This window comes from Clostridium sp. (genome assembly GCF_036642255.1).
In the GTDB taxonomy this organism is placed as follows: Bacteria; Bacillota; Clostridia; order Clostridiales; family Clostridiaceae; genus Clostridium_J.
The window spans coordinates 17,650-33,531 of record NZ_JAVWDJ010000039.1; the positions used below are offsets into that span (position 1 = coordinate 17,650).

A 15,882-nucleotide genomic window follows, 5' to 3' on the forward strand; every position below is an offset into this window, starting at 1 on the left:
TATTATGGAAAATGTTTTTTCAAAAAACGTTGAGAATATTGAAATTTCAGGAATAAGGAAATTTTTTAATAAGGTAGGGAAGTTTCCAGGAGCCATTTCATTAACTTTAGGGGAACCAGATTTTAAAATGCCTAAGGAAATTAAAGAGGCTATGAAAGTTGCTATAGATGAAGATAAAACTACATATACACCAAATGCAGGCATTTTGCAGCTTAGAGAAGAAATATCAAGGTTTTTAAAGACTTTTAACATTGAATATTCTAGTGATGAGATATGTATTACTGTAGGGGGAAGTGAGGGATTGATGTGCTCATTTGCTTCTATTGTAAATAATGGAGATAAGGTGATGATTCCTTCCGTAGCATATCCAGCATATGAAAGTTGTGCAAAGCTTTTAGGTGCGAATGTAGTTAACTATAATTTAAAAGAAGACTTTACTATAGATATGATTAGTTTAAAACAACTAATTAAACATGAACAGCCTAAGATATTAGTACTTTCATATCCTTCTAATCCTACAGGTGCTACAATGTCTAAAGTTGAGAGAGATGAACTATATAACATAATCAAAACGGAAAATATTATGGTTATTAGTGATGAAATATATAGCTCTATCATCTTTGATGATTATTATTCTATTAGTCAATACAATGATATAAGAGATAAAATAATTTTAGTTAGCGGATTTTCTAAGATGTTTTCCATGACTGGGATGAGAATAGGATATGTGTGTGCAGAAAAGAACATTATAAGTAATGTGATTAAAGTTCACCAATATAATGTTTCTTGTGCACCTTCAATTGCCCAATATGGAGCATTAGCTGGATTAAAAGAATCTTTATACCATTGCGATATAATAGGTAGAGAATTTAGGAAGCGAAGAGATTATGTTTATAATAGATTGGTGAATATGGGGCTTGAAACTATATTACCAAAAGGTGCTTTTTATATTTTCCCTTCTATAAAGAAATTTAATATAAGTAGTGAGGAATTCTGCGATAGACTACTAGAAAGTAAAAAAGTTGCTATTGTACCTGGATCTGCTTTTGGTATAGGCGGCGAAGGGTATATAAGAATTTCTTACTGTTATAGTATGGAAGATTTAGAGAAAGCTTTAAATGGATTAGAGAATTTTATAAAAGAAATCGGCTAAGCTAAAAAGTTAAAACCAGCCAATGTGTTTTTATAATGATAGAAGTATTTTCATTAGAAAATGGAGTTTTAAACAGCGAAAAAACATAAACTTAAACAAACAAACCACTAAAAATTATCCATATGTTGGCTAATTTTTAGTGGTTTTCTTTTAGTAAATATTTATCTTCTAACAATTGAAAGAAGATGTTTTAGATATATGGTTTTAAAGTTAAATCTTTACTACGTCATCCATAGAGTAAAGTCCTTTATCTTTTCCATAAATGAAACTGCAAGCTCTTAGAGCGCCTACAGCAAAGACTTCTCTGGAAATCGCTGAGTGCTTTATCTCAATCACTTCTCCCTGACCTGCAAAGATAACCTCATGGTCACCGATGATATTACCTCCACGGACAGCGTGAATACCAATTTCTTTATGGTGTCTTTTAGAAACCCCTTCTCTTCCGTGAACAAAAAGAGTTTCTTCTTCAATAGAACTTTTTATTGTATTAGCAAGAAGAAGAGCAGTTCCGCTTGGGGAATCAACTTTCTGATTATGATGTTTTTCAATTATTTCAATATCAAAGTCCTTATAGAGTAGGTTACTTAACTGCTTTAGTACATTATTGACTACGTTCACACCAATGGACATATTAGCAGAGAAGAATACTGGGATGTATTCTCTTAAGGCTTTAATCATAGCAATTTGTTCTACAGAATGACCAGTAGTGCAGAATATAACAGGTTTATTATTTTTCAATGCATAGGTTGATATATCCTCAAAAGAATCAGGTCGAGAAAAATCTAAAATAACATCTATATCTGTATCACATTTTAAAATAGAGGTAAAAATAGGATAACCAAAAGTCGATGTGGTATTTATATCAACACCAGCAGCTATGGTTAAATCCTCAAAATTTTCTACAATTGAGGAAATCATTTTACCCATTTTACCATTACATCCAACTAGAAGGATCTTTATCATATTAATCCTCCTTTAACTCTATATTATAGTTTCTAAGCTCTGACTTTAATACAGCTAGAGTGTCCTCAGCCATATCAACTAGAGGTAATCTTAGATTGCCTACATTTTTACCCATTAAATTTAGTGCAGTTTTAACAGGAATTGGATTTGTTTCTATAAATATTGCACTAGTCAAAGGAATGGTTTTTAAAAACAATTCTTGAGATTTTTTTAGTTCACCATTCATGAAAAGTTCACAAATATCATGAACATCTTTCGGTATTATATTTGCTATTACAGAGATTATTCCTAATCCACCAATAGCAAGAGTTGGAAGGATTTCGTTATCATTTCCTGAATAAATATCCAAATTGTCTCCACATAATGCTTTAATTTCAGCAATTTGACTTATATTTCCACTTGCTTCCTTTACTGCAACTATATTTGGAACTTTACATAATTCCATGAGAGCTTTAGGAGTAATATTCATACCTGTTCTAGAAGGCACGTTATAAACCACTATTGGAGTTTTAACGCTGTTTGCGATAGCCTTAAAGTGTTCGATAAGACCTTTAGATGAAGTCTTATTATAGTAGGGATTTATTACAAGGAGCCCATCAGCGCCAACACTTTCTGCATATTTACTCATTTCTATAGAGGCTTGGGTGTTGTTAGTACCAGTACCTGCAATAACAGGAATTCGCTTATTAACTACATCTATAACAAATTTTATTGTTTCTTTTCTTTCATTTTCACTCATGGTAGAAGCTTCGCCAGTAGTTCCACAAACTATAATAGCATCAGTACTATTTTCAATTTGCCATTCAACAAGCTCTTTTAATTTTTCAAAATCTACCTCATTACCTTTAAATGGTGTAACAATAGCAACACCTGATCCTTTAAAAATACTCATAAATACCTTCCTTTCAAGATTATTGCATATTAATTATATTAGGTTATTTTCTATAAATGATTCAGCAATTTGAACTGCATTAAGAGCAGCTCCCTTTCTGATGTTATCAGCTACCACCCATAGGTTTAAGCCATTATCCACACTAAAGTCTCTTCTGATTCTACCAATATACACCTCATCTTTACCCGCGATATCTAGAGGCATAGGATAAATATTGTTTTTAGGATCATCCATAACAACTATACCCCTTGAAGCTTTAAATAGATTGAAGATATCTTCTAAATCAAACTGACTTTCTAATTCTATATTAATACTCTCACTGTGGCCATGGAACACTGGAACTCTTACAGTGGTTGATGTGATTTTTAGAGAATCATTGCCCAGAATCTTTCTTGTTTCCTCAATCATTTTCATTTCTTCTTTGGTATATCCATTATCCAAAAATACGTCAATTTGAGGCAGAACATTATAAGCAATAGGATGTTGAAATTTTTTAGGTGCAATGCCAGTAGCACCATCTTTTAAATCATTAAAACCACCTAATCCTGCTCCGGAAACTGCTTGGTAGGTTGAATAAATTATTCTCTTAATTCCATAACTATCTAGTAATGGTTTCAAAGCGACTACTGCTTGGATAGTAGAACAATTTGGATTTGCAATAATTCCTTTATGCCACTTTAAGTCATCTGCGTTAACTTCTGGTACTACAAGAGGCACTTCAGGATTCATCCTCCATGCGCTACTATTGTCAATAACTATAGTACCAAGGTTGGCAAAAACTGGTGCAAATTGAAAACTAGTGTCACCACCAGCAGAAAATAATGCAAAGTCTATTTTCTTATTTTCGATATTATCTTTCTTTAATTCTTCTACTATTACTTCTTTATTTTTAAAAATAAGCTTTGTACCAGCGGAACGGTTAGAGGAGAATAGATATAAGTTTTCAACTGGAAAATTTCTTTCTTCAAGAATACTTATAAGTTGTCTTCCAACCATTCCAGTAGCACCTACTACTGCAACGTTGTAATTCAATATAATCACTCCTTAATTACTTTATAATATATTATATAACTCATTAGTATAAAGTTATATAAATTTGAAAAAATATTTTAATAATAAACTATCTAGTGTATTTTAACCAGCTTATAAGCGAAATTTTAAATTTAATACAAATTTAATACAAATTTAATATAAACTTCATTAGTCATCCTTTGTTAACAAATTGTACCCTAATATACTGGAATATGATGAATAAAATGGGATATTTGTATTTAATTTAAATGCGAAAATAAGAATAAAAAACAGGAATTTCAAGCAATATATTAGTAAATATAATTAAATTATAAAAAAAATAAAAAAACATTATGTAATGGTATACATTAGAGTTTTGACATAAGGCAAAATAGTTTGACAACTAATATATCTCTATGATAGTATTATAAAAAATGAATTTTATATGTCATTTTACTTCAAATTTCATATTGTTCTATAACTTACAAAGGAATCAAAATTCAATTACTAAAGAATTTTATTAAGTGTATATTGGTTAAATTCTTATTTAAAAAAGTAATATTTAGATTTAGGTAGAATTTTAAAATATTTCGCCAAGAATTGTCGAAATATTTCAAAGTGATAATCATTTCAAATTATTATCAACACTCAGTAATATAAATAAGTATTCAATTAATAATACATACTTAATATAAAGTAAAAAGCTAAGGGGGAATTTAAGTGAAAAGCAAAAGAATTTTAGCAACATTATTAACTTTATCTTTATCAGCTGGATTATTAGTTGGTTGTGGTGGAAAGGCAACAAATGAAGGTGGAACTGATGGCGCTGCAGCTAACATGGACAAAGAACAATATCTTAATGTTACTTTGTTAGCAGAGCCAAAAACACTTGATGCATCAAAAGCGTCAGATTTATACTCATCTCAAGTATTAGGTGAAGTACAAGAAGGTTTAACAAGAATTCAACAAGAAAATGGCAAGGATGTTATTAAGGCAGCAGGAGCTACAGAGTGGACTAAATCTGAAGATGGCCTTACTTGGACATTCAAGTTAAGAGATTATCAATGGAGTGATGGGAAACCAGTTACAGCAGCAGATTTCGTATATGGAATCCAAAGAACGGTTGATCCAAAGACAGGTTCTCCATATGCATTCTTATTATTCCCATTAAAAAATGCTCAACAAATTAGTAGTGGTAAAGCTGATCTAAAAGATCTTGGAGTTAAAGCTATTGATGATAAGACTCTTGAATTTAAGTTAGAATCACCAACTTCATACTTTTTGGATTTAACTTACTTTAAAGTAATGCATCCACAAAGAAAAGATATTATTGATGCAGCAGGAGAAACGTATGGTTCAGAAGCTTCTTCTATGGTATTTAGTGGTCCATTTAAAATAACAGAATGGGTACATAATAACCAAGTAGTATTAGAAAAAAATGAAAACTATTGGGATAAAGATTCTGTAAAATTAAATAAAGTAACAATGAAAATCATAAAAGAAGAAACTTCTAGAATGAATGAGTTACTTAATGGTTCATTAGATATAGCTGCAGTAAGTAAACCAGAGTGGGTTACAAAATTTGATGAAACTGGAAACTACAATGTTTTAACAAATTATGATGCATCTACTGCTTACTCTTTCTTTAATACTAAAGATAAACTTTTTAGTAATGCAAAGGTAAGAAAAGCGTTCATCGTTGCAACTGATAGAACTGGTGCTGCTAAAACATTATATAAAGATTTAGCAGATCCTGCATATGCATGGTGTCCACCAACTGTTCAAATAGGCGGAGAAGACTATAGAACAAAAGCTGCTCAAGATCCAGTTAAAAAATTAATGGATGAAGTTAAAGATCCAAAAGCTCTTTTATCTGAAGGATTAAAGGAACTAGGAATGGATCCAGATCCAGCTAAACTTACAGTTAAATATTTACAATCAGGAACTGATGCAAAGGCTAAAGAAACTGCAGAGTTTTACCAACAAAACTATAAAAATGTACTTGGTATAAATATTGAAACTGAATATGTTGAATGGGCTATATTCCAAAAGAGAACAGATGAATTCGATTATCAAATGGGTTCTATGGGATGGACAGGAGACTACAATGACCCGATGACATTCTTTGATATGTTTATGTCTGGAGCTGGAGTTGTATCAACTGGATGGACAAATGCAGAATATGATGCAACAGTGAAACAAGCGCAAACTTCAACAGATAATGCTGTAAGACTTGATGCTTTCAAAAAAGCTGAAGATATTCTGATCTACAAAGAAGGGGTAGTTTCTCCAATCGTATTTAGAAAGAAGAAAACTTATGTTGCTAAGCATGTAAACAATGTAATGACTCCATTATTCGGGGTACCTGAATACAAAAACGCTTACACAAGTGGAAGAAAATAATATTTAAAATTAATGTTGCAATAGATGAATAATCTGTTGCAACAACTTTACGCTAAATGGAGGGATGATAATGTTAAAATTTACTCTTAAGAGATTTGGGTATATGCTAGTTACATTATTTATAGCAGCATCTATCACATTTATGCTTATTCATGCTATACCTGGTGACCCATTAGCTAGTATGGCTAGAAACTTACCACCACAAATTAAAGCTAACTACTATGCTAAGTATGGTTTGGACAAGCCTGTAATCGAACAATATGGACTATTTGTAAAAAATGCAATTTTTCATGCTGACCTTGGAGAATCATTACAGTATCCAGGAAGAAGCGTTACTAAAACAATAGCAAGCTATGCACCGATATCAGCAAGAGTTGGTTCACAAGCGATTGCAATGGGATTTACAATAGGTATAACACTAGGAATTTTAGCGGCCCTTAATAGAGGAAAATGGCCAGATTATTTAGTTATGTTTTTAGCGATATTAGGTATTTCTGTACCGAGTTTCGTTGTTGCGGCATTATTACAATATTTCTTTACAGTTGAATTAACTTGGTTCCCGACAACTGGATGGGGGCAATTTAAGCATACGGTATTACCATCAATAGCATTGAGCTTTGGATCTATAGCAACTTATGCTAGATATATGAGAGCTAACTGCTTGGATGTTATTGGACAAGACTATATTATAACAGCTAAGGCTAAAGGTGTTTCAAAAATAAGCTTAGTATTTAAGCATGTTATAAGAAATGCTATACTTCCAGCTATCACTTTACTTGGACCACAAATTGCAGGAATTTTCATAGGATCATTCGTTATAGAAAGTATATTTTCTATCCCAGGACTAGGACAATACTTCGTATCTTCAGTAAGTGATAGAGATTACCCAATGGTAATGGGACAAACTATATTCGTTGCGTCATTATACATTGTTGCGTTATTCGTTGTTGATATTGTATACGGATTAATTGACCCAAGAATTAGAGTAACTGGGAAGAAGAGATAGGAGGGGCAACCATGGCAGAACTATCAAGAGAAAAGTTTGAGATAATAGGTTGTGAAAATTTAGACTCAGAGGGTATACTTAGACCAAGTATGACTTATTGGCAAGATGCTTGGAGAAGATTAAAACAAAATAAAGTTGCTACATTTTCTCTAATACTATTAATAGTAATTTCATTAATGACAATCATAGGACCAATGATTGCAAAGTTTTCTTATGAAGTTGGTAATAATGATTTGATAAATGCTAAACCAGATGGAACTCATTGGTTTGGTACAGATAACTTAGGTAGAGATTTATTTGCTAGAGTTTGGAAGGGTGGAAGAGTTTCTATTCTTATAGGTTTAGTAGGAGCTGTTATAGACACTGTTGCAGGATCTATATATGGCGGTATTGCTGGTTTCTTTGGTGGAATTATTGATGATATTATGATGAGAATACTAGAGATACTTATGAGTATTCCTTACCTTGTAATAGTAATTCTTGTAAGATTAATTGTTGGACCAGGACTTGAATCTCTTATAATTGCTATGACTATCACTGGATGGTGCTACATGGCAAGACTAGTAAGAGGTCAGTTATTACAAATAAAAGAACAAGAGTATATTTTAGCAGCAAAAGCACTAGGTGCAAATCCATCAAGAATAATTGCAAGACACTTAATACCTAATACATTAGGAATTATGATTGTTGCGATAACTTTTGATATACCAGGATTCATATTTGGAGAGGCTTTCTTAAGTTTCTTAGGATTAGGAGTTCAATCACCTAACACAAGTTGGGGTGCATTAGCAGCTACAGCTCAACCTAACTTAATGTTCTATCCATATCAATTATTTTTCCCAGCATTGTTTATTTCATTAACAATGTTATCGTTCCAATTATTAGGTGATGGGTTGAGAGATGCCTTAGATCCAAAAATGCGTCAGTAAGGGAGGTTTAGACATGGAAAAGATTTTAGATGTACAAGACTTAAGAGTATCATTTCACACTTATGCAGGTGAAGTAAAATCTGTAAGAGGTGTAAGCTTCCATTTAAATAAAGGTGAAACTCTGGCAGTGGTAGGTGAGTCTGGTTGCGGAAAAACTGTTACATCAAAAGCAATCATGAGATTACTTCCTGAACCAATGCCAGCAGAAATAAAAAAAGGTTCAAAAATACTTTTTGAAGGTAAAGATATCCTAGGCATGAATGATAAAGAGTTAAGAGAACTTAGGGGTTCGGATATTTCTATGATATTCCAAGACCCAATGACATCTTTAAACCCAACAATGACTATAGGAAAGCAAATTTCAGAAAGTTTAATTATACACAGAGGGATGACTAAGGATGAAGCTATGAAGGAATCTATTAAAATGCTTCAACTTGTTAATATTCCAAATGCAGACAAGAGAGCTCATCAATATCCTCACGAATTTTCAGGTGGTATGAGACAAAGAGCTATGATAGCTATTGCTCTTGCTTGTAATCCAAAGATATTAATAGCTGACGAGCCAACTACAGCTCTTGACGTTACTATTCAAGCGCAAATCATGGATCTTATTGGAGATCTACAAGAAAAGCTTGGCACAGCTGTTGTATTAGTAACACACGATTTAGGAGTAGTAGCAGATGTTGCTGATAGAATTCAAGTAATGTATGCTGGACAGATTATTGAAAGAGGAACAGTAGATGAAATATTTGCAAATCCTCAACACCCATACACATGGGCATTGTTACAATCAGTTCCTAGATTAGATACAAAAAACAAGGATACACTGTACTCATTACAAGGAACACCACCAGACTTAATTAAACCACCGGTAGGATGTCCATTTGCAGCAAGATGCGAATATTGTATGCAGGTATGTTTAGAAGAGATGCCAGAAGGTACGGTAATCTCTGATACTCATGAAGTTCTTTGCTGGCTAAAACATCCTATGGCTCCAAAAGTAGAAGCTCCTGAAGCATTGAAAAGAGGTGTATAAGATGGCTAATGAAAATGTGAATGAGAAAAAAGATGTTCTGATTGAAGTTAGAAATCTTAAAAAATATTTCCAAGTTGGAAAGAATGCTACATTAAAAGCAGTAGATGATGTAAGTTTCGATATATTAAAAGGAGAAACTTTAGGACTAGTTGGAGAATCTGGTTGCGGAAAGACTACATGTGGTAGAACAGTTATGGGTCTTTATGAAGCTACAGATGGAAATATATTATTTGATGGTCATGATGTTAGCAAGTTAAATAAGAAAGAGAAGAAAGATTTCGCTAGAAGAGCACAAATTATATTCCAAGATCCATATGCATCACTTAACCCAAGAATGACCGTTGGTGATATCATTGGTGAAGGAATAGATATTCATAATATCTATAAAGGACAAGAAAGAACTAATAGAATTTATGAATTATTACAACTAGTAGGACTTAATAAGGAGCACGCTTCAAGATTCCCACATGAATTCTCAGGTGGACAAAGACAAAGAATAGGTATAGCAAGAGCTCTTGCTATAGAACCAGACTTTATAGTTTGTGATGAGCCAATATCAGCTCTAGATGTATCTATTCAAGCACAAGTTGTAAACTTACTTATAAAATTACAAAATGAATTAGGATTAACTTATCTGTTTATTGCTCATGACCTTTCAATGGTTAAGCATATATCAGATAGAGTTGGAGTTATGTATCTTGGAACTATGGTAGAATTAGCTTCTAGTCATGATTTATATGAAAAACCATTGCATCCATATACTCAAGCATTACTTTCAGCTATTCCAGTTCCAGATCCAGAGATTGAAAGAAACAAAAAGAGAATACCATTAGAGGGTGAAGTTCCAAGTCCGATAAACCCTAAACCAGGTTGTAGATTTGCTGCAAGATGTAGATATGCAAAACCAATTTGTAGTGAAAAGTCACCTGAATTTAAGGAAGTTGAACCAAAGCACTTCGTAGCATGTCATTTATTATAATAATTTAGAGATAGGTACTCATACCTATCTCTTTTATTTTTAATTTTAATAAAAATAAAAACTGTTAAATTATAAGGGATATAGTATAAATAATGATAAAATTACATCAATGTGAAATATTAATATATTCTAACATAGTGAATTTTATTCCGTGTTAAGTATGCAAAGAATGTACTGTAAACAAAGAAAAAAGTAAAAAAATGTAATATAAAATCGAGAAAATTGAAGGAATAACAATAGTATCATTCATTTCATTGAAAAATATTAAGAAATTTAATTAAAGTGTTAAAGTAAAATTAACTTTTGTTCACAAAAAAAGCGTTAAAATGTTAACGTTATATAATTAACTAATATTATATTAAAAAAGTATATAACCTTATATAAATAAGTAGTTTAGCCATAATAATAGCTTTGAAAGAAAAAGTTATGATTTTAGGATATGAAAATTATTGATAAATGTAAACATGATTTGAATAATAAATTAAATTTAATCTTATTAAAATTTTCAAATAATTATTTATGTCGAAAATTTTAATATTCATTTTTCAGAAAAATGTATTGATTTTGATAAAAAGTTAGTATATCATATAAATTAAGTTAACAAGGTGATGGACATGCATAATATAATCAACCATCAACTTCTTATTTTAACTTTGAATTTTCAAGTTAATAATTGGAAAACGACAAAATTGGGGCAATGGTGTAATCACCGAGCTGAATAAAAAGGGGGATTATCTGTGAAAAGTAAAAAATTATTAGCTGCATTGATGGCTTCATCAATGGTAGCATCAATTGCATTAGTTGGGTGTGGTGCAAAAACTGAAGATCCAAAACCGTCTGGTGGGGACAAGCCTGCAGAAACATCGAAAATGGATAAAGAGCAATATGCAAATGTTGTATTACTTCAAGAACCAAAAACATTAGACCCATCAAAAGCAACAGATTTATACTCTTCTCAAGTTTTAACAAACGTTATGGAAGCATTAACAAGACTTGAAGTTGGTCCAGATGGAAAAGATGTTATAAAACCAGGTGTAGCTAAAGAGTGGAAAAAATCTGAAGATGGATTAAAATGGACATTTACATTAAGAGATATGAAATGGAGTGATGGTAAGCCAGTAACAGCTGAGCAGTTCGTTTATGGTCTTACAAGAACTTTAAATCCAGATACAGGTTCTCAATATGCGTTCTTATTATATCCAATAAAGAATGCTGCAGAATTTAACTCAGGAAAAGCTAAGGCAGAAGATTTAGGAATTAAAGCTATAGATGATAAAACTTTAGAGTTTACATTAGCATCTCCAACAGCTTATTTCCTTGATTTAACATACTTTAAAGTAATGGAACCACAAAGACAAGATATAATTGAAAAAGCTGGTGATCTATATGGTACAGAGCCTAATACAATGGTTTTCTGTGGACCATACACAATTTCTGAGTGGGTACACAACAATAAAGTTGAATTAGTTAAAAATAAAGATTACTGGGATGCTGAAAATGTTAAACTTGAAAAAGCTACAATGAAGATTATCAAAGAAGAGACTTCAAGAATGAATGAGCTTTTCAATGGTTCATTAGACGTAGCAGCAGTATCTAAACAAGAATGGATTACAAAATTTGATGAGACAGGTAAGTTTGATGTTAAAAAAGGATATGATTCATCATCAACTTATACTTTCTTCAACTTTAACAATAAAATATTCCAAAACGATAAAGTTAGAAAAGCGTTTATCATAGCTGAAGATAGAGCTGGTAAAGTTTCAACTCTATACAAAGGATTAGCAGAACCTGCTTATGCATGGTGTCCTCCAGCTATCCAAATAAATGGTAAGGACTTTAGAGATCAAGTTAACTATAAACCGATTGAAGAATTAAAAGCACAATATAAAGATCCAAAAGCTCTTTTACAAGAAGGTTTAAAAGAACTTGGAATGGATACAGATACATCTAAAGTTACATTAAAATACCTACAATCAGGAACTGATGCAAAGTCAAAAGAGTTTGCTGAATTTGCTCAACAAAACTATAAAAACACTTTAGGAATAAATATTGAGTGTGAATATGTAGAGTGGGCAATATTCCAAAAGAGAACAGATGAGTTCGATTATGAAATAGCATCTATGGCTTGGGGAGCAGACTACAATGACCCAATGACATTCTTTGATATGTGGTTATCAAATGCTGGAATAGTTCCAACAGGCTGGAAGAGCGAAAAATATGATAGCTTAATTAAGCAAACTACAGAAACTACTGATCCTGCTAAGAGAACTGAGTTATTTAAAGCAGCAGAGAAACTTTTAGTTGCTGAAGATTCAGTAATCAGCCCAGGTGTATGGAGATTCAAAAACACTTATGTAAGAAAATATGTTAAGAACTACATGTCTCCAACATTCGGAAACTTAGACTTAAAATACACTTATACTGAAGGCAGAGAATAATCAAGTAGTATAAGTTATATCATAATTAAAAGAACCTCTTATGCATTAAATTGCATAGGAGGTTCTTTTGTGTAATAGCTAAAAGGCAAAAGTACTGAATTTAATTAGATAACTTTGTCATGACAAAGCATTAATAATAAATGGAGTGTAATTAAGTAAAATTATACTTAAGTAACTGAGGAAACTTTGTGTTTTATGAATAAAAAACCTCTCCTTGTAGAAAATATCAATATGAAGAGGAGGGGTAACATGGGAAAAACACCACTAAAAAAGGTGATTAAAGCAAAGTTAAAGTCTAATAGAGAACTAACTCCCCAAGAAAAGATGAGAGAATCAATAAAGTATGAAATTGCAGAAGAATTAGGATTAATAGATAAGGTCAATGAATTAGGGTGGAGCAGTTTGACTGCTGAAGAAACAGGAAGAATTGGTGGAATGATGACAAGGAAAAAAAAGCAACTTAATTTACCTAAAAACAAGGATATGATATAAATTAACTTAGACAAACATATTTTTTTAAAGTAAAATGGTTAAGTATGATATAAAAAATTTGATGTAATATAGTAAGATTACATTATATGCATAAAAAGCCTGAATGTTTTATTCAGTGTATTTACGCAATATATTCACTGAATAAGTAAAGGCTTAGTATTAATCAGATTAGTGTATTAAGGTAGGTAGAGTGATTGTATGGAATGTTATAATGAATTTGCAGATATTTATGATGAGTTAATAAATGGGGATGTAGATTATAAACTATGGTCAGAGAAAATCTTGGATTTGTGTGAGACGATGAATATTAATCGAAGAGATTACTTGGATTTAGCTTGTGGTACAGGAAATCTAACCATTCATGTTGGGAAAAAGTTTACTTCTACCACTGCTGTAGACTTATCGCAATATATGCTTACTAAAGCTGAAGAAAAGTTAAGAGCTGAGCGAATAAGAGCGAAATTAATGTGCCAGAATATGTGCAGTTTTAATCTCAGAAAAACTTTTGATTTAGTGACTTGCGCACTAGATTCAACAAATTATATTTTAAAGAAAGAAGAACTAATAAATTACTTTAAATGTGTTTTTAATCATTTAAAAGACGATGGTATCTTTATTTTTGATATAAATTCTGAATATAAACTTTTAAATATACTAGGAAACAATGTCTATAACTATGACAGTGAAGAAGTAGTATATATATGGGAAAATGAAGTAGAAGAGGAAGTATTAAATATGTACTTAACTTTCTTTGTGAAAGAAGGACAAGTTTATAAAAGATTTGATGAACATCATAAAGAGAGGATTTATGGGGAAAGATATTTAGACTCAATTTTACATGATATTGGGTTTGAGATAAAGAAAAAGTTTGATAACTATATAAGTGATGAAATAAAAGAAGAAACAGAAAGAATTGTCTATGTTCTAGGAAAGAGAAAGTAGGAGGATATTATGGATAAATTAATAAGAGCTACAGCTCAAAATGGAGATGTGAGAATTATAGGAGCTATAACCACAGATTTGGTACAGGAAGCTTCAAAAATTCACAACTGTACACCTACTGCAGCTGCAACGTTAGGAAGAATGTTAACTGCAGGTAGTTTAATGGGGGCTCTTTTAAAAAATACTTCTGACAGCTTAACAATACAAATTTCGGGAAAGGGAGAAGCAAATGGAGTTATAGTTACAGCACATTCTGATTCTTCTGTTAAAGGATACATAGGAAATCCAGAGGTAGACTTACCTTTGAATTCCATAGGGAAACTAGATGTTGGTGGTGCCATTGGAAAAGATGGGTTTTTAAAGGTTATAAGAGATATGGGGCTTAAAGAACCATATATAGGGCAAGTTCCTATTCAAACTGGAGAAATAGGTGATGACTTAGCGTTTTACTTTACTGTGTCAGAACAAACGCCATCTGCAGTAGCTCTTGGTGTATTAGTAGACACAGATCACTCTATAAAGGCAGCAGGAGGATTTATAATTCAGATGATGCCTGGAGTCAGTGAATTTATAACAGATATAGTTTCTTTTAGATTACAAGAAATTCCATCCGTAACTTCTATGATTTCAGAGGGGATGGATATAGAAAGTATATTAAAGTATATTTTTGAAGATATGGGACTTAAAATTCATGAGGAAATAAAGCCAGAATATAAATGTGATTGCTCTAGGGAAAGAGTTGAGAGAGCTTTAATAAGCATAGGAAGAAAAGACTTGCAGGAATTATATGAGGATGGAAAAAGTGAAGAAATACTATGTCATTTCTGTAATGAGGCCTATGTATTTACAAATGAGGATATTAAAGAGTTGTTACAGTCATTAAAATAATAAAACAGTTCTATAAAAATGCACCCTATAGAGTGGAGAAATAAAAATTCTTCACTATAGGGTTCGTCATTGTATAGAAAACTCAATTGTATAATAAAAAAAGTATTTGTATGGTGTAAAATAACAGAGGTTTAATTTGAAGTAGAATGTTATAAGTGATTAAAAGGTTATAAAGAGGTTTTCAATAAACATATTTAGTGGTGGCATTCTAAAATAAAATAGATTTTAAAATACTTTGAATTAATTAGGAAATAAAGGTATTCATTAGTATTTTATAGATATTGCAATATAAAGTAGAATAACTAGGATTTTAAGTATTGACTTTGGATAGTAGTTTTTGTATATTATATATGTGTCACGGAACAGTTGGAAAATCAAACTGTTGACAACAGTTAATAGTTCTGATATAATAGTAATTGTTCTGATGAAATTGGTCGCATAGCTCAGCTGGGAGAGCATCTGCCTTACAAGCAGAGGGTCACAGGTTCGATCCCTGTTGCGACCACCACATATGGCCCAGTGGCTCAGTTGGTTAGAGTGCCGGCCTGTCACGCCGGAGGTCGAGGGTTCGAGTCCCTTCTGGGTCGCCATTAAAACTTAATATTTGTAAATTGGCTCGATAGCTCAGTCGGTAGAGCAGAGGACTGAAAATCCTCGTGTCGCTGGTTCGATTCCTGCTCGAGCCACCAACATGCGCGGGAGTGGCTCAGTGGTAGAGCGTCACCTTGCCAAGGTGAACGTCGCGAGTTC

At 32.0% G+C, this 15,882-nt stretch carries 13 protein-coding genes and 3 tRNA genes; 13 read left to right on the forward strand and 3 right to left on the reverse strand.

The annotated features are described in order from the left end of the window. The first annotated feature begins 4 nt into the window (after window positions 1–4). A complete protein-coding gene (locus RR409_RS16500; protein WP_332558870.1) occupies window positions 5–1,153 on the forward strand; it encodes an aminotransferase class I/II-fold pyridoxal phosphate-dependent enzyme in 1,149 nt (382 codons plus the stop codon). A gap of 210 nt (window positions 1,154–1,363) precedes the next feature. Here the strand turns inward: RR409_RS16500 and dapB are convergent, their stop codons facing one another. The 3 genes from dapB to RR409_RS16515 are packed head-to-tail and all read right to left on the reverse strand — an operon-like array spanning window position 1,364 to window position 4,040. Beyond that, the gene (gene dapB, locus RR409_RS16505) at window positions 1,364–2,116 is read right to left on the reverse strand and encodes a 4-hydroxy-tetrahydrodipicolinate reductase (protein ID WP_332558871.1); all 753 of its coding nucleotides are present in this window, start codon (window positions 2,114–2,116) and stop codon (window positions 1,364–1,366) included. Window position 2,117: 1 nt separating this feature from the next. Further along, window positions 2,118–3,008, reverse strand: coding sequence for a 4-hydroxy-tetrahydrodipicolinate synthase (gene dapA / locus RR409_RS16510; protein ID WP_332558872.1), 891 nt, complete (start codon window positions 3,006–3,008; stop codon window positions 2,118–2,120). Window positions 3,009–3,041: 33 nt separating this feature from the next. Then, a complete protein-coding gene (locus RR409_RS16515; protein WP_332558873.1) occupies window positions 3,042–4,040 on the reverse strand; it encodes an aspartate-semialdehyde dehydrogenase in 999 nt (332 codons plus the stop codon). 699 nt (window positions 4,041–4,739) lie between these two features. Between RR409_RS16515 and RR409_RS16520 the strand changes: the two genes are divergently transcribed. The 12 genes from RR409_RS16520 to RR409_RS16575 all read left to right on the forward strand — a co-directional run bounded on the left by RR409_RS16520 (window position 4,740) and on the right by RR409_RS16575 (window position 15,821). After that, window positions 4,740–6,422, forward strand: coding sequence for a peptide ABC transporter substrate-binding protein (locus RR409_RS16520; RefSeq protein WP_332558874.1), 1,683 nt, complete (start codon window positions 4,740–4,742; stop codon window positions 6,420–6,422). A gap of 70 nt (window positions 6,423–6,492) precedes the next feature. Then, window positions 6,493–7,428, forward strand: a complete 936-nt coding sequence (locus RR409_RS16525) for an ABC transporter permease (protein WP_332558875.1) — start codon at window positions 6,493–6,495, stop codon at window positions 7,426–7,428. Between the two features lie 11 nt (window positions 7,429–7,439). After that, entirely contained in the window at window positions 7,440–8,357 is a 918-nt protein-coding gene (locus RR409_RS16530; RefSeq protein ID WP_332558876.1) for an ABC transporter permease, read from the forward strand. A 13-nt stretch (window positions 8,358–8,370) separates the two neighbouring features. Further along, complete coding sequence (locus RR409_RS16535) at window positions 8,371–9,393, forward strand: ABC transporter ATP-binding protein (protein WP_332558877.1); 1,023 nt, start codon at window positions 8,371–8,373, stop codon at window positions 9,391–9,393. Between the two features lies 1 nt (window position 9,394). Next, window positions 9,395–10,372: an oligopeptide/dipeptide ABC transporter ATP-binding protein gene (locus RR409_RS16540; protein ID WP_332558878.1), complete on the forward strand. Its 978-nt coding sequence runs from the start codon at window positions 9,395–9,397 to the stop codon at window positions 10,370–10,372. A gap of 737 nt (window positions 10,373–11,109) precedes the next feature. Beyond that, window positions 11,110–12,810 (forward strand): peptide ABC transporter substrate-binding protein, encoded by a 1,701-nt coding sequence (locus RR409_RS16545; RefSeq protein ID WP_332558879.1) that lies wholly within the window; start codon window positions 11,110–11,112, stop codon window positions 12,808–12,810. 249 nt (window positions 12,811–13,059) lie between these two features. Beyond that, window positions 13,060–13,302, forward strand: a complete 243-nt coding sequence (locus RR409_RS16550) for a small, acid-soluble spore protein, alpha/beta type (RefSeq protein WP_332558880.1) — start codon at window positions 13,060–13,062, stop codon at window positions 13,300–13,302. Window positions 13,303–13,500: 198 nt separating this feature from the next. Continuing rightward, a complete protein-coding gene (locus RR409_RS16555) occupies window positions 13,501–14,244 on the forward strand; it encodes a class I SAM-dependent methyltransferase (RefSeq protein ID WP_332558881.1) in 744 nt (247 codons plus the stop codon). A 6-nt stretch (window positions 14,245–14,250) separates the two neighbouring features. Next, entirely contained in the window at window positions 14,251–15,132 is an 882-nt protein-coding gene (gene hslO / locus RR409_RS16560) for an Hsp33 family molecular chaperone HslO (RefSeq protein ID WP_332558882.1), read from the forward strand. Window positions 15,133–15,564: 432 nt separating this feature from the next. After that, window positions 15,565–15,640: transfer RNA gene (locus RR409_RS16565), tRNA-Val, on the forward strand. 5 nt (window positions 15,641–15,645) lie between these two features. Further along, window positions 15,646–15,722, forward strand: a tRNA-Asp gene (locus tag RR409_RS16570). 23 nt (window positions 15,723–15,745) lie between these two features. Continuing rightward, window positions 15,746–15,821 (forward strand) — tRNA-Phe (locus RR409_RS16575). Window positions 15,822–15,882 lie beyond the last annotated feature (61 nt).

What these genes read in the sequence shown, in the direction of transcription:
- RR409_RS16525 (WP_332558875.1), top strand. Translation starts at nt 6,493, where the DNA reads ATGTTAAAATTTACTCTTAAGAGATTTGGGTATATGCTAGTTACATTA.
- dapA (WP_332558872.1), bottom strand. Translation starts at nt 3,008, where the DNA reads ATGAGTATTTTTAAAGGATCAGGTGTTGCTATTGTTACACCATTTAAA.
- RR409_RS16500 (WP_332558870.1), top strand. Translation starts at nt 5, where the DNA reads ATGGAAAATGTTTTTTCAAAAAACGTTGAGAATATTGAAATTTCAGGA.
- RR409_RS16555 (WP_332558881.1), top strand. Translation starts at nt 13,501, where the DNA reads ATGGAATGTTATAATGAATTTGCAGATATTTATGATGAGTTAATAAAT.
- dapB (WP_332558871.1), bottom strand. Translation starts at nt 2,116, where the DNA reads ATGATAAAGATCCTTCTAGTTGGATGTAATGGTAAAATGGGTAAAATG.
- RR409_RS16530 (WP_332558876.1), top strand. Translation starts at nt 7,440, where the DNA reads ATGGCAGAACTATCAAGAGAAAAGTTTGAGATAATAGGTTGTGAAAAT.
- RR409_RS16535 (WP_332558877.1), top strand. Translation starts at nt 8,371, where the DNA reads ATGGAAAAGATTTTAGATGTACAAGACTTAAGAGTATCATTTCACACT.
- RR409_RS16550 (WP_332558880.1), top strand. Translation starts at nt 13,060, where the DNA reads ATGGGAAAAACACCACTAAAAAAGGTGATTAAAGCAAAGTTAAAGTCT.
- RR409_RS16540 (WP_332558878.1), top strand. Translation starts at nt 9,395, where the DNA reads ATGGCTAATGAAAATGTGAATGAGAAAAAAGATGTTCTGATTGAAGTT.